Below are 12,749 nucleotides of genomic sequence, written 5' to 3'. Positions count from 1 at the left end.
TCAACAAAAGAAATGACGGGCAATGCCACGACTCTAAAGAGCGGGCCTTACTCCAGGGTGATGCCATCGATGATAGAGTTGATCCGCAGCGCCTGCGGATCAGGAGCCGGAGCACACAACTTTTGGCTCAGGCCTACAAGGCTGTCGCGGCCTTGATCAGCCCCTTTGCATCTTCGCTGTCCCAGGCCGCCGGGCCGTTCATGGCCGACACCAGGCAGCCCTTGCCGTCGAGCAGCAATGTCACCGGCAGGCCGAAGGCCAGGCCCTGCTTCTTCAGCGCATTGAAGACGCCCATGCTGTTGTCGCGGTAATAGCCGAGCGTATCGATACCGTTGTCGCTGCGGAAGGTCTTGGGCTTCTCGTCGTCGCCGGTGTCGATGTTGACAGCCACGACCTCGAACTTGTCGTTGCCCATCTGCTTCTGAAGTGCGTTCAGCGCCGGCATCTCCTCGCGGCAGGGAACGCACCATGTGGCCCAGAGATTGAGCAGCACGGTCTTGCCGGCAAAATTCCCGACCGACAGGGGCTGGCTGTCAGCCCCTTTGAAGGCAACGCCTTGCAGCGACAGCGGCTGCTGGGCTCCGACCATGGCCGCGACCTGGCCCTTGGTGAAGGGTGTCAGCGCAGCGCCCTTGGCCTTGGCCGGCTGGCAGTCGCCGGCGTCAGCGGTTTCGGTCGTCCCATTGCCAGACCCCGCCTGCTTCACGTATACCGCTGCCGCACCCGCGACGACGCCGGCAACGGCTGCGATCAGGACCAATTTCAAAGACGGCAGACCGAACGGCTTCTTTGCTGTCATTTCGTTCTCCAGATAGGCATCTCATGGCTGACGACACCAACGACACCAGCGCCTCCAACCAGATGTGGGGCGGACGTTTCGCGTCCGGTCCCGCCGCCATCATGGAGGAGATAAATGCATCCATCGGTTTCGACAAGAAGCTGTTTGCGCAGGACATCCGCGGTTCTGTCGCCCACGCCACGATGCTTGCTCATCAAGGCATCATTTCGACGGAGGACAAAGACAAGATCGTTCACGGCCTGAACACGATCATGTCAGAAATCGAGAGCGGCAATTTCGAATTTTCCCGCAAGCTCGAAGACATCCACATGAACATCGAGGCCCGGCTTGCGACATTGATCGGCCCCGCTGCCGGCAGGCTTCACACCGCCCGTTCGCGCAACGACCAGGTCGCGCTCGACTTCCGTCTCTGGGTGAAGGAAGAGTTGCAGCGCTGCGAACAGGCGCTGACCGGCCTGATCGCCGCCTTCCTCGACCGCGCCGAAGAGCATGCCGATACCGTCATGCCCGGCTTCACTCATCTGCAGACCGCACAGCCTGTGACATTCGGTCACCACTGCATGGCCTATGTCGAGATGTTCGGCCGTGACCGCTCGCGCGTTCGCCACGCCATCGAGCACATGGACGAATCACCTATCGGGGCGGCGGCGCTGGCCGGCACCGGCTTCCAGATCGACCGCCACATGACAGCCAAGGCACTCGGCTTCCGCGAGCCGACCCGCAATTCGATCGACACCGTATCGGACCGCGACTTCGCGCTGGAATTCCTGTCGATTGCCGCCATCGCCGGCATGCACCTGTCGCGTCTGGCGGAAGAAATTGTCATCTGGTCGACGCCGCAATTCGGCTTTGTGCGCCTATCCGACGCCTTTTCCACGGGCTCGTCGATCATGCCGCAGAAGAAGAACCCCGATGCCGCAGAACTGGTGCGCGCCAAGACCGGCCGCATCAACGGCTCGCTGGTAGCCCTGCTGACGATCATGAAGGGCCTGCCGCTCGCCTATTCGAAGGACATGCAGGAAGACAAGGAACAGGTCTTCGACGCCGCCGAGAGCCTAGAACTGGCCATTGCCGCCATGACCGGCATGGTCCGTGACATGACCGTCAACGTCGCGCGCATGAAGGCTGCCGCTGGCTCCGGCTATTCGACGGCCACCGATCTTGCCGACTGGCTGGTCCGCGAGGCCGGACTGCCGTTCCGCGACGCCCACCACGTCACTGGCCACGCCGTGGCGCTGGCGGAAAGCAAGGGCTGCGAACTGGCGGAACTTTCGCTCGACGACCTCAAGGCCCTGAACGCGGCGATTACGGCCGAGATTTTCGACGTTCTGACCGTCGAAGCCTCGGTTGCCAGCCGCAAGAGCTTCGGCGGAACCGCGCCCTCCGAAGTCCGCAAGCAGATCGCCTACTGGCGCGCCCGCAACTGACTGCACGGGCTGCAAGCCGCAACGCAACAATCAGGGTGCACAAGGCGCTGAAACTTCGCTATGAAGGTCTGCCTGCCCGACGCCGCGCCTCAAGAGGAAATCGATGCAAATCAACGTGCCGCACATCATCCGCATGACCCTCGTGCTTTCGCTCATGGGTCTCGCCACCGTTGCGTGCGGCCGCAAGGGCGATCTCGATCCGCCGAGCGTCAACGCCACCAAGGGCGGCGACACCTCGAAGCCGACCAAGCAACCGGGTACGGCCGACAAGCCTTTCATCCTCGATCCGCTTCTTTAGAACAGGCAACCGCCGTGAACCATTTCCAGTATCGCGACGGCGTTCTCTACGCCGAGGACGTTGCCGTTTCGAAGATCGCCGAGACGGTTGGCACGCCTTTCTACTGTTACTCCACGGCGACGCTCGAGCGGCATTACCGGGTGTTTTCGGAAGCCTTCCACGGCGTCGATGCCATGGTCTGCTACGCGATGAAGGCCAATTCCAACCAGGCGGTGCTGAAGACGCTGGGCCGCCTCGGTGCTGGCGTCGATGTGGTATCCCTCGGCGAGCTCACACGGGCGCTGGCCGCCGGCATTCCGGCGGAACGCATCATGTTTTCCGGCGTCGGCAAGACCGCGCCTGAGATGGATGCAGCTCTCGAGGCCGGCATCTACTGTTTCAACGTCGAATCCGAGCCGGAACTGGAAGTCCTGAACCAGCGCGCCGTCCGCGCCGGAAAAAGGGCGCCAGTCTCCTTCCGCATCAATCCCGATGTCGACGCCCGCACCCATGCGAAGATTTCGACGGGCAAGAAGGAAAACAAGTTCGGCATCTCCTATGAGCGTGCCCGCGCCGTCTATGCCCGCGCAGCCACCCTGCCGGGCATCGAGGTGACTGGCATCGACATGCATATCGGCAGCCAGATCACCGAGCTGCAGCCCTTCCAGGCGGCCTTCAAGCTGCTTCGCGAACTCGTCGAGACGCTGCGTGGCGAAGGCCATGCCATCCACCACGTCGACGTCGGCGGCGGGCTCGGCATTCCCTACCATGACGACAACAATCCGCCGCCATCGCCGGACGCCTATGCCGAGATCGTCAGGAACGAGCTGAGCCAGCTGAACTGCCGTATCGTCACCGAGCCGGGCCGCCTGCTGGTCGGCAATGCCGGCATCCTCGTCACCGAGGTGATCTATGTGAAGGATGGCGGCGAAAAGAGCTTCGTCGTCGTCGATGCCGCCATGAACGACCTCATTCGCCCGACGCTCTACGAGGCCTATCACGAGATCCGCCCGGTCGTCGTCACCGCCGCCAGCGCGCCGCGCATCAAGGCCGATGTCGTCGGCCCAGTCTGCGAGACCGGCGACTACCTGGCGCTCGACCGCGAGATGAGCATGCCGAAGCCCGGCGACCTGCTGGCCGTTTCCTCCGGCGGTGCCTACGGTGCCGTGCAGGCCGGCACCTACAATAGCCGGCTGCTGGTGCCCGAAGTGCTGGTCAAGGGCGACGAATTCCATGTCGTCAGACCGCGCCAGACCTATCAGGACTTGATCAACCTCGATTCCCTGCCGGCCTGGCTTGCCTGATCCCTTCTTCGAATTAAAGCAAAGACGCATGGAAAAACCGGCTTTGTCGTTGCACGCCCTCGTCTTCGCCACAAAGAATGCTATCCTTCCGCAAGCGCTGCTTCCTCGGAGGCGCTGGACCATGGGCGCTGCCTGCTGGGAACGGCGATGACGATGTGGGGCGTTTTCAGGCGGCGCAGGGTCGCCGGAGCAAATCTTCGCCCCGGGGATAAGCGTCGGCCAGCAACACCAGTTCGGGGAACAGCGAACCGATGACCAATGCCAGCAAAGATAGGAAAGGCGCTTTTGCCTCCCGGCCGGCGCTCGCACGCCTGGTCGCGACCAAGCGTTTCCTGGCAAGAGCGGTACTCGTCTCCGAGCAGTTGCTGCCGATGTTGCTGCCCTTGGCATCAGTGGCTGCCCTCTATGTCTCCGCCTCATGGTTCGGTCTCTTCCGTATCTTGCCGACTGTCCCGAGGCTGGCGCTGCTGGGCATCTTCATCATCGCGCTCGTCGCCTCCTTCATTCCATTCCGCCGCCTGCGCTGGCCGACCGCTCTCGATGCCGACCGGTTGCTCGAAGAGCGCAACGGCCTGTCGCATCAGCCGGTCGCGGTGCAGGAGGACGAACCTGCCTTCGAGACGCCATTCGCGCGAGCCCTCTGGCGCGAGCACCAGACACGCATGGCGGAACGGATCGCATCCCTCGATGCCGGCCTGCCGCGCCCCGATATCGCCCGCCACGACCCCTATGCGTTGCGTGCCCTCCCGGCCCTGCTGCTGGCGGTGGCCTTCGGCTATTCGATGTCGAACAGCGCCGGCACGCTGGGCGACGCCTTCGACCACCCTCTGGCGTCAACCAACGCCCCCGACCTGCGCATCGACGCCTGGGTGACCCCGCCCGCCTACACAGGCCAGCCGCCCGTCTACCTGACGGGCACGGCAGCCACTGCCGCCGGCGCGATCTCCGTCCCGCAATTTTCCGAACTGACCGTCCGCGTTACCGGCGGTGCCGGCAGCGAAACGGTGCTGTTCCAGGACACCGGTAGCAAGAGCGGGACCGAGGTCGCCTTGCAGGAGGATGCGCCGGCTGCCAAGGCGGGTTCGCCCACGGCTCAAACGCCGCCTGCCGCTGCCGATGCCACCGAAGCCGCGGCGCGGACCCATCAGATGAAGCTCGACAAGGGCGGCACGCTCTCGGTCAACGGCCGGCAATGGGCGTTCAACGTGCTCGCCGACAAGCCGCCGGAAATCGTCTTCGACGGATTGCCGCACGCGACCGTCAACGGGGCCCTCGAAATCGGCTTCAAGGCGAAGGACGACTACGGCGTGGACGAAGCCCACGCTGAAATCGTACCCGTCGATGCCGACCCGCAGGCAACGCCGCTCTATGCGGTGCCGGACTACAAGTTCGAGTTTTCCCGCCGCAACCGCAAGGACGTCAAGGGGCTCGGCAGCCACGACCTGACCCAGGATCCGCTGGCCGGAAAGCGCGTCCGGATCACACTTGTTGCCCGCGATGGCGCCGGCCAGACCGGTCGCAGCCCGCCGCACGAGATGACCATGCCGGCCCGCAACTTCAACGAACCGCTGGCCGGTGCCGTCGCCGAGCAACGGCAGGTGTTCGCGCTCGACACCCGCAAGATGCCGGATGCGATCCAGCTGAACGAAGCGCTGACGATCCGCGCCGACGAGACCGTGCCGAACCTCACCCACTACCTGCTGCTGCAATCGGCGCAGGCACGCATGCGGCTTGCCCATGACGATGCGTCTCTGAAGGATACCGCCGACTATCTCTGGCAGATCGCGCTCGGCATGGAGGACGGACAGCTTTCGGATGCCGAGAAGCAATTGCGCGACGCCCAGCAGAAACTCTCGGAGGCGCTGCAGCGCAACGCTCCGGATTCGGAGATCAAGAAGCTCACCGACGAATTGCGCAAGGCAATGGACGGCTACATGAAGGAGCTGGCGCAGCGCATGCAGAACGCGCCAAACCAGCCGAACCAGAAGAATGCGAGGGTTTTGCGCCAGCAGGATCTCGAGCGGATGATGGACCAGATCGAGAACCTTGCCCGCTCCGGCAACCGCGATGCGGCCCAACAGATGCTGTCCGAACTGCAGCGGATGATGAATAACATGCAGGCAGGCCGACCGCAGCAGGGACAGCAACAGCAAGGCAAGGACGACAGCAAGGGCCGCCAGCAGATGGACAAGCTCGGCCAGATCCTGCGCGAGCAGCAGAAGCTGATGGACAAGACCTTCAAGCTCGACCAGGCCATGCGCAACAAGATGCAGAGCGGCGATCCGAACGAGGATATGGACCCCTTTGCCCAGCCGATGCCAGGCCCGCAGGGGCAGCAGCCGCCGGGACAAGAGCAGCCGCAGCAGGGGCAGCAACCGCAGGATCCGCAGCAGGGCCAAGGCCAGCAGAAGGCGCAGTCGCCGGAAGACGACATGACGGAAGACCAGCTGCGCGATGCACTGAAGGCCTTGAAGGAGCAGCAGAACACTCTGGAAAAGCAGCTCGGCGAATTGCAGAAGGGTCTCGGGGAGATGGGCGTCAAGCCGGGCCCGGGCTTTGGCCAGGCACAGCGGGAAATGCAAGGCGCCGGCGGCGCGCTCGGCAAGGGCGATGGCGAGAAGGCGACGCAGGGCCAGGGCCGCGCTCTGGAAGCGCTACGCCAGGGTGCCCGCGACATGCTCAACCAGATGATGCAGGCGCAGCAGGGACAAGGCCAAGGGCAGCAGCAGGGCCAGGGTCCGGGCAATCCGGGAGGCCGGGATCCGCTTGGGCGCGCCACGGCAGACGGCAACGGTCCGCTCGACGACGGCAACACCAAGATCCCGGACCAGATCGACGCCCAGAGGGCCCGCGAAATCCTCGACGCGATCCGCCAGCGACTCGGCAACAATCCGACCCAGGAAGAAGAACGGCGCTATCTGGAGCGGCTGCTCGACATCCAGTAGAAGACGCGACCCTCACCATGCGAGCCGATATCGGCCTCGGGGGTGGCGAGGCGTGGCGTCAGGCGGCAAGCGCCAGCGCAACGGCCTTGCGGATGTCCGGCAGGGCAAAGGGCTTGGAGACAACGTCAACGATCTTTTCCATGAGGTCGTCGGCGCGTTCGCGCTGTTCGGCATAGCCGGTCATCAGCAGGATCTTCATGTCCGGCCAGTGCGAAGACGCCTGGTGCGCCAGCTCTATGCCATCCATCACGGGCATGCGGATATCCGACAGCAAAAGATCGAAGCCGCCGCCCTGCAGCTTCTCCAGTCCCTCGGCGCCATCGGCCGCTTCTTCCGTTTCGTGACCGTCCATGCGCAACGCGCGAGCGACGAACCGGCGCAGCGAATCTTCGTCTTCGGTGATTAGAATTCTTGCCATGTGCATCGCTCCGTCGGACGGTCATGTCCCTGGCAGCGAAATCACCAGACTTTCCTTTGCGATCGGTAAACGGCACGCCGAAGAACCGGTCGCATGGTTAACAAGGCGTCTGTGACAGGCGCCCCGAAATGGCTCAGGCGTCGCCGGTAACGACACCGACGAAAGGCAATTCGCGGAAGGCATAGGCGACGTCCATGCCGTATCCGACAACGAAATAATCCGGGCATTCGAAGCCGACATACTCGGCCTCGATCTTTTCCTGGCGCTTGACGCTCTTGTCGAGCAGCACAGCCACCGAAACATTTCTGGCGCCACGCTCATAAAGCATTTCCTTGGCGAACCGCAGCGTCCGGCCGGATTCGAGGATGTCGTCGATCAGCAGCACGTCCCGGTCGCGCACGTCGCTGTCGATATCCTTGACGATCCTGACACCCTGCGACACCGTTCCGGTGCCGTAGCTGGAGAGGGTGACGAACTCGACCTCGGGCGCCAGCCCGGTATCGTGCAGCGCCCGCAGCAGGTCGGCGGCGAAGATGAATGAGCCCTTGAGGATGGCAATGACCAGCAGGTCCTTGGTCGGTCCCTTGGCGATCTCGGCGGCCAGTTCGAGATTGCGTGCGGCAATCTGCGCGGCGGTGAAAAGCGGCTCGATGTTTTTTCCGCGAACGACTGGCATGGTCGGCAGGCTCCCTGGGCATCATCGGCGGAAGGCCCGCCGGTTGGAGCAACAGCCGTTAGCACAATCACCGCCCGTCGGCACCCGCCTGGACAAAGGAAAGCCGAACCTCTGGCATTTTTTCGCCTTGGTGCGGCAATCGCGCCGAAAAGCCACGGCTCTCGCCTCCGCCGATCCGCTCGCTGGGTGGCGCAATCATCACGCTCGCCAGCAACTGGTCGCCATCATAGAGATCGGCCCGGATTTCCGGCAAGGAGCGACCGGCGGCGGTGACATTGTCGATGATGCCGTTGAGTACGAGGATATGCATGCCGTTGGCATCGCGCGGCGTCAGCGAGACATGGGTGAACTGCAAGGGTGCTGCAGCGATCGGCGGGACCCGCACCGGCGCTTCCGCCAGGCCCGAAAAACCGCCGACCAGACCGAACACCAGCACGAAAAGCGCCACGATCAACACCGCGAAGCTGCGACCGGACGCCCGTTGCAGCCAGCTTTCGCCGGCGCGCATGAAATAGACGCCCGCCGACAGGAGAGCGGCAGATGCCATGCCCTTGCGCGGCTGCGGATGATGGCGCCTGTGATTGTCGTTACCGCTGCGGGCCGAAAAATTGTTGCTACGGCCCGGCTGGACGATGACGAATTCGGCGTCGACGATATCGTCCGACCGCTCGAAACGGCGAAGTGATCGCGTTGGCTGTTGCGCCTCGGGCGGGATCAGATCATAAGCCAGTCCCGTCTGATGGTGGCGATTGCGAAATGCGCCCATGGTGACGTCCTCTGTGGTGATCCACATCGTTTCATCGGCGCCGGCAAACGGGCCATTGAAAGGAATCCCACCTAGAAGTAAATTTGAATGGTTAATGCTTCGCAAAGATGGTCGCCGAAGCAGCTTGGGGCCGGCAAACTTTACGGTCCGTTAACCCTGTTGGTTAACAAGTCAGCGATCGAAACCGCGGAAGACTGGGCTGCCCGTTGATTCATTTTGAAAACGTCGGTTTGCGTTACGGCATGGGCCCGGAGATTCTCCGGGACATGACCTTCGACATTCCGAAAAAGTCCTTCCAGTTCCTGACCGGCCCCTCGGGCGCCGGCAAGACGACGCTTTTGCGTCTTCTCTTCATGTCGCTGCAGCCCACACGCGGCCTGATCCGCATGTTCGGCCGGGACATTTCCGCCATTCCCCATAGCGAGCTGCCGCTGCTGCGTCGGCGAGTCGGGATCGTTTTCCAGGATTTCCGCCTGCTCGACCATCTCACCACCTATGAGAACGTGGCCCTGCCCTTGAGGGTCCGCGGCAAGGACGAGAGCTCCTATCGCAACGATGTGCTCGAATTGCTGAAATGGGTCGGCCTCGGCGAGCGTATAAACGTGCTGCCGCCAGTTCTGTCCGGCGGCGAAAAGCAACGTGCCGCCATCGCCCGCGCACTGATCGACCGACCGGAAATCCTGCTCGCAGACGAGCCCACTGGCAATGTCGATCCGCCGATGGCCCGCCGGCTGCTCAATCTCTTCCTCGAGTTGAACCGGCTCGGCACCGCCGTCGTCATCGCCACCCATGACCTGACGCTGATGGACCAGGTCGAAGCGCGACGCATGATCCTCTCCGAGGGGCATCTCGACATCTATGATTGAACCTGATGTCCCCAGCAAGCAGGCGCGTCCGGACGCGCAGACGCCAGCCGAAACGAGGCGGCCGGCAATGCGCGTGCGCCCGACTGGGCCGATCGTTCCGTCCTCGAAAATCCAGGGCAATGCGCTGATGGTGGTGATTGCCATCATGGCTTTCCTCGCCTGCCTGACACTCGGCGCCGTCAGCATGGTACGCTCAACGGCTGCCAGTTGGGAAAGCCAGATCGCCCGCGAAATCACGATCCAGATCAAGCCTGACGACGACCTCGACATGGAGAAGGCGCTGGTCAAGGCCCGCGATATCGCCATGACCTTTGTCGGCACCAAGACCGGGCAGATCGTCGACGAGGCCGCGACCGCCCGCCTGCTGGAGCCGTGGCTCGGCTCGGGCCTCGATCTCAAGGAACTGCCCGTGCCCCGGCTGGTCATCGTCACCATCGACGAAACCCACCCGCCGGATTTCGAGGCGATGCGCGCATTGCTGAAGGACGCGATCCCGCAGGCCTCGCTCGACGACCACCGCACCTGGGTCGACCGGCTGGTGTCGATGGCCCACACCACGGTCATGATCGGTACCGGCATCCTGCTGCTGGTGTTCACGGCTATGGTGCTGACGGTGGTCTTTGCCACACGGGGCGCACTGTCCGGCAATCGTCACATCGTCGAGGTGCTGCATTTCGTCGGCGCCGAAAGCGCTTTCGTAGCCAAGGAATTCCAGAAGCATTTCCTGAAAATCAGCTTCAAGGGCTCCGCGGTCGGCAGTGCCTTGGCGGCGCTTTTCTTTGCCGCCGCAGGCTTGCTGCAGAGCCACACGATCGCCACCCCGCAGACCGACCAGGCGACGGCACTGTTCGGCACCTTCTCGGTCGGCGCACTCGGCTATCTCGGCATTTTCGCGACGATGGTAATCATCGCACTGCTGACGACGGTCACCGCGCGGTTTACGGTGATGCGAACCATATACGAGATCGACCAGATCCGATCGGACCCGAGCAGGAGCGATAATGCGACCTGAGCTTAAAACTATGACTGATCTGCCATCAAACGGCCCGGACACAGCCCTAGTCTGGCGGAACTGACGTTTGGCAACCATGGAACAGATGACACGAAACACGCTCGATCCGGCGACGATGCGGCAGGTAGCAGGTGGTGAAAATCCCCCGCGCCGCAGCGTTTTCCGTCGGATTATGCGTTGGACGGGCTTTGCCACCATTCTTGCCGGCGCCATCCTTTTCGGTGGCTTCCTGCGCTTTGCTGATTCGGTCACCACCCTACGGCCGCCACTTGATCCAAAGGCCGACGCCATCGTCGTGCTTACCGGTGGCTACCAGCGCATCGACCAGGCGATCGAGCTTCTGCGCAGCGGCGCCGGCAACCGGCTCCTGATATCGGGCGCCTATCCCGCCACGACCCGCAAGCAGATCGCCAAGGCGACACAGACGCCGCCGGATCTTTTCGCCTGCTGTGTCGATATCGGCTACGACGCCATCGACACGATCGGCAATGCCAGCGAAACGGTGAAGTGGATCCATGCCAAGGGCTACAAGAGCGTGCTGGTGGTCACCAACAACTACCACATGCCGCGCAGCATAGCGGAACTGCGCTATGCCGACCCGGAAATGGATTTCATTCCCTATCCCGTCGTCAACTCGGACCTGAAGACCAAGGCCTGGTTTACCGACCCGAATGCGCTTCGCACCATGCTCTCCGAATATGCCAAGGTACTGTTGACCGGTGGCCGCAACCTGTTCGGTTTTGCCCGCCCTGCAGGCCTTCGCTCGCAGGAGCAGGACGACGCGCAGCACAAGGGCTAGCATCGGCGCCTGCCGTCTTTTTATTGAGATCGATATCGTGTAGGCACGGGATCAGGCGCCGTCACCAGGCGTGTCGGGACAGCTTCATGATCACCGTTCGTTCGATCCTCTTCAATGCCGCCTTCTATCTGAACCTGATCATCCGGATGATCGTGCTTTCGCCCATCTATTTCATGATGCCGCGCAAGGCCGGCTACGCCATTCCCAAGGCCTGGGCCACATCCAGCGTCTGGCTGATGGAGAAGATCGTCGGCACCACCTTCGAGATCGAGGGTCTCGAGAACATTCCGAAGGGCGGCTACATGTTTGCGCCGAAACACCAGTCTTTCTGGGATACGTTTGCGCTGCTCCCCTACCTCGACGATCCCGTCTATATCCTGAAGCGCGAGCTTTTATGGATCCCGCTGTTCGGCTGGTATGCCAAGAAGCAGCAGATGATCCCGGTCAATCGCGGCGCCCGTGGCAAGGTGATGGTCGAGGTCCTCAGGCGCACGCGCGAGGTTCTGGCGGCAGGCCGACAGCTGATCATCTACCCCGAGGGCACGCGCCGCCCGCCCGGTGCCGAGCCCGTCTACAAATACGGCATTGCGCGCATGTACCGCGATCTCGATGTGCCGGTGGTGGCGGTCGCCATGCACCCCGGACTGTTCTGGCCACGCCGCGATTTTCGTCGCTATCCCGGCCATTTCAAGGTCCGCATCCTGCCCCCGATCCAGCCGGGTATGGACCCCGATGCCTTTTTCGCTCACCTGATCAAGGTGACCGAGGCTGCCAGCGACGAACTGCTGCAGGAAACCGTGGCCCGCAATCCGGACCTGCCGCTACCGCCGACGGCCATCGAAAGACTGGCAATCCTGCGCAGTTCCCCGTCGGCAGAGGCCAGCGGCTGAGCTCAGGCAGCGCCTCGCAACCGCAACACTTCTTCATTGACGCTCTCGAGCCAGGCATCGCGGATGCCAGCCTCGCGGAGATGGGTGAGCGTATTGAACACATAGGCATCGTTTGGCCCGGACTGGCCGACGGAGACATCGACGATGCGGGCAGCTGTCAGCGGATCGAGCGCGCCGGCATATTGCCTGTGATGGCGGTCGACCACATAAGCCACAGCGGTCACCCGGCGGCCGTCTGCAAGCCGGATCGGAGCGAGGCGCTCGAGGTAGACCCTGGTCACCAGTTCCCGCTCCCTGAGGTAGGAAAGCACTGCATCCCTGTCCGCGTCCGCCACCCGGAACGCCACGCCACGGCAGGCCCCGCCACGGTCGAGGCCGAGCACCAACCCGGGGCTGGCCTCGCTGCCACGATGCACCCAGGAATAAACGCAGAGCGAACGGCGATAACCGAAAATGACGGCATCCGCTTGTTCCAAAAAGGCGAAACCCGGATTCCACATGAGCGATCCGTAGCCAAACACCCAAAATTCGTCCATATCCAAAGCCATACTCACATCAGCATTGCTGTGC

The 12,749-nt window shown here is 62.9% G+C and carries 13 protein-coding genes; 8 read left to right on the top strand and 5 right to left on the bottom strand.

Annotation, left to right across the window (positions count from 1 at the left end; translation table 11 throughout):
* Positions 1 to 133: 133 nt before the first annotated feature.
* Positions 134 to 799: a TlpA disulfide reductase family protein gene (locus tag EQW76_RS12975; protein WP_142824786.1), complete on the bottom strand. Its 666-nt coding sequence runs from the start codon at positions 797 to 799 to the stop codon at positions 134 to 136.
* Between the two features lie 23 nt (positions 800 to 822).
* On the opposite strand from EQW76_RS12975, the gene argH reads away from it, so the two are divergent.
* From argH to EQW76_RS12955, 4 genes are all read left to right on the top strand, one after another.
* A complete protein-coding gene (argH, locus tag EQW76_RS12970) occupies positions 823 to 2,226 on the top strand; it encodes an argininosuccinate lyase (RefSeq protein WP_111219912.1) in 1,404 nt (467 codons plus the stop codon).
* A 103-nt stretch (positions 2,227 to 2,329) separates the two neighbouring features.
* Positions 2,330 to 2,524, top strand: a complete 195-nt coding sequence (locus EQW76_RS12965; RefSeq protein ID WP_142824785.1) for a lipoprotein — start codon at positions 2,330 to 2,332, stop codon at positions 2,522 to 2,524.
* Positions 2,525 to 2,538: 14 nt separating this feature from the next.
* Positions 2,539 to 3,807 carry a diaminopimelate decarboxylase gene (gene lysA, locus EQW76_RS12960; RefSeq protein WP_142824784.1) on the top strand — a complete coding sequence of 423 codons (1,269 nt, stop codon included), beginning with the start codon at positions 2,539 to 2,541 and terminating at the stop codon, positions 3,805 to 3,807.
* A gap of 251 nt (positions 3,808 to 4,058) precedes the next feature.
* Complete coding sequence (locus EQW76_RS12955; RefSeq protein WP_142824783.1) at positions 4,059 to 6,752, top strand: TIGR02302 family protein; 2,694 nt, start codon at positions 4,059 to 4,061, stop codon at positions 6,750 to 6,752.
* 58 nt (positions 6,753 to 6,810) lie between these two features.
* On the opposite strand, the gene EQW76_RS12950 is transcribed toward EQW76_RS12955, so the two are convergent.
* The 3 genes from EQW76_RS12950 to EQW76_RS12940 form a co-directional block, all read right to left on the bottom strand.
* Positions 6,811 to 7,170 carry a response regulator gene (locus EQW76_RS12950; protein WP_111219904.1) on the bottom strand — a complete coding sequence of 120 codons (360 nt, stop codon included), beginning with the start codon at positions 7,168 to 7,170 and terminating at the stop codon, positions 6,811 to 6,813.
* 133 nt (positions 7,171 to 7,303) lie between these two features.
* Positions 7,304 to 7,846 carry a hypoxanthine phosphoribosyltransferase gene (gene hpt / locus EQW76_RS12945; protein ID WP_111219902.1) on the bottom strand — a complete coding sequence of 181 codons (543 nt, stop codon included), beginning with the start codon at positions 7,844 to 7,846 and terminating at the stop codon, positions 7,304 to 7,306.
* Between the two features lie 67 nt (positions 7,847 to 7,913).
* On the bottom strand, positions 7,914 to 8,639 hold the full coding sequence (locus EQW76_RS12940; protein ID WP_224127892.1) for a hypothetical protein: 726 nt from the start codon (positions 8,637 to 8,639) through the stop codon (positions 7,914 to 7,916).
* A 179-nt stretch (positions 8,640 to 8,818) separates the two neighbouring features.
* On the opposite strand from EQW76_RS12940, the gene ftsE reads away from it, so the two are divergent.
* From ftsE to EQW76_RS12920, 4 genes are all read left to right on the top strand, one after another.
* Positions 8,819 to 9,478 (top strand): cell division ATP-binding protein FtsE, encoded by a 660-nt coding sequence (ftsE, locus tag EQW76_RS12935; RefSeq protein ID WP_111219900.1) that lies wholly within the window; start codon positions 8,819 to 8,821, stop codon positions 9,476 to 9,478.
* Positions 9,479 to 9,545: 67 nt separating this feature from the next.
* Positions 9,546 to 10,490, top strand: a complete 945-nt coding sequence (locus EQW76_RS12930) for an ABC transporter permease (protein WP_161990917.1) — start codon at positions 9,546 to 9,548, stop codon at positions 10,488 to 10,490.
* 115 nt (positions 10,491 to 10,605) lie between these two features.
* A complete protein-coding gene (locus tag EQW76_RS12925; RefSeq protein ID WP_224127921.1) occupies positions 10,606 to 11,289 on the top strand; it encodes a YdcF family protein in 684 nt (227 codons plus the stop codon).
* 86 nt (positions 11,290 to 11,375) lie between these two features.
* Positions 11,376 to 12,179: a 1-acyl-sn-glycerol-3-phosphate acyltransferase gene (locus EQW76_RS12920; protein WP_142824781.1), complete on the top strand. Its 804-nt coding sequence runs from the start codon at positions 11,376 to 11,378 to the stop codon at positions 12,177 to 12,179.
* 2 nt (positions 12,180 to 12,181) lie between these two features.
* Here EQW76_RS12920 and EQW76_RS12915 read toward each other — a convergent pair whose 3' ends face one another.
* Positions 12,182 to 12,715 (bottom strand): gamma-glutamylcyclotransferase, encoded by a 534-nt coding sequence (locus EQW76_RS12915; protein WP_142824780.1) that lies wholly within the window; start codon positions 12,713 to 12,715, stop codon positions 12,182 to 12,184.
* Between the last annotated feature and the right edge of the window lie 34 nt (positions 12,716 to 12,749).

The organism is Rhizobium sp. rho-13.1 (assembly GCF_007000305.1).
Taxonomy (GTDB): domain Bacteria; phylum Pseudomonadota; class Alphaproteobacteria; order Rhizobiales; family Rhizobiaceae; genus Rhizobium; species Rhizobium rhododendri.
Note: the sequence above shows the minus strand (reverse complement) of the source record. Positions and strands in the feature narration are given on the sequence as shown.

Excerpts from the sequence above, each read along its gene's own strand:
- EQW76_RS12975 (WP_142824786.1), bottom strand. The coding sequence starts at position 799 with ATGACAGCAAAGAAGCCGTTCGGTCTGCCGTCTTTGAAATTGGTCCTG.
- argH (WP_111219912.1), top strand. The coding sequence starts at position 823 with ATGGCTGACGACACCAACGACACCAGCGCCTCCAACCAGATGTGGGGC.
- EQW76_RS12965 (WP_142824785.1), top strand. The coding sequence starts at position 2,330 with ATGCAAATCAACGTGCCGCACATCATCCGCATGACCCTCGTGCTTTCG.
- EQW76_RS12955 (WP_142824783.1), top strand. The coding sequence starts at position 4,059 with ATGACCAATGCCAGCAAAGATAGGAAAGGCGCTTTTGCCTCCCGGCCG.
- EQW76_RS12950 (WP_111219904.1), bottom strand. The coding sequence starts at position 7,170 with ATGGCAAGAATTCTAATCACCGAAGACGAAGATTCGCTGCGCCGGTTC.
- hpt (WP_111219902.1), bottom strand. The coding sequence starts at position 7,846 with ATGCCAGTCGTTCGCGGAAAAAACATCGAGCCGCTTTTCACCGCCGCG.
- EQW76_RS12940 (WP_224127892.1), bottom strand. The coding sequence starts at position 8,639 with ATGTGGATCACCACAGAGGACGTCACCATGGGCGCATTTCGCAATCGC.
- EQW76_RS12930 (WP_161990917.1), top strand. The coding sequence starts at position 9,546 with ATGCGCGTGCGCCCGACTGGGCCGATCGTTCCGTCCTCGAAAATCCAG.
- EQW76_RS12925 (WP_224127921.1), top strand. The coding sequence starts at position 10,606 with ATGCGGCAGGTAGCAGGTGGTGAAAATCCCCCGCGCCGCAGCGTTTTC.
- EQW76_RS12920 (WP_142824781.1), top strand. The coding sequence starts at position 11,376 with ATGATCACCGTTCGTTCGATCCTCTTCAATGCCGCCTTCTATCTGAAC.
- EQW76_RS12915 (WP_142824780.1), bottom strand. The coding sequence starts at position 12,715 with ATGGACGAATTTTGGGTGTTTGGCTACGGATCGCTCATGTGGAATCCG.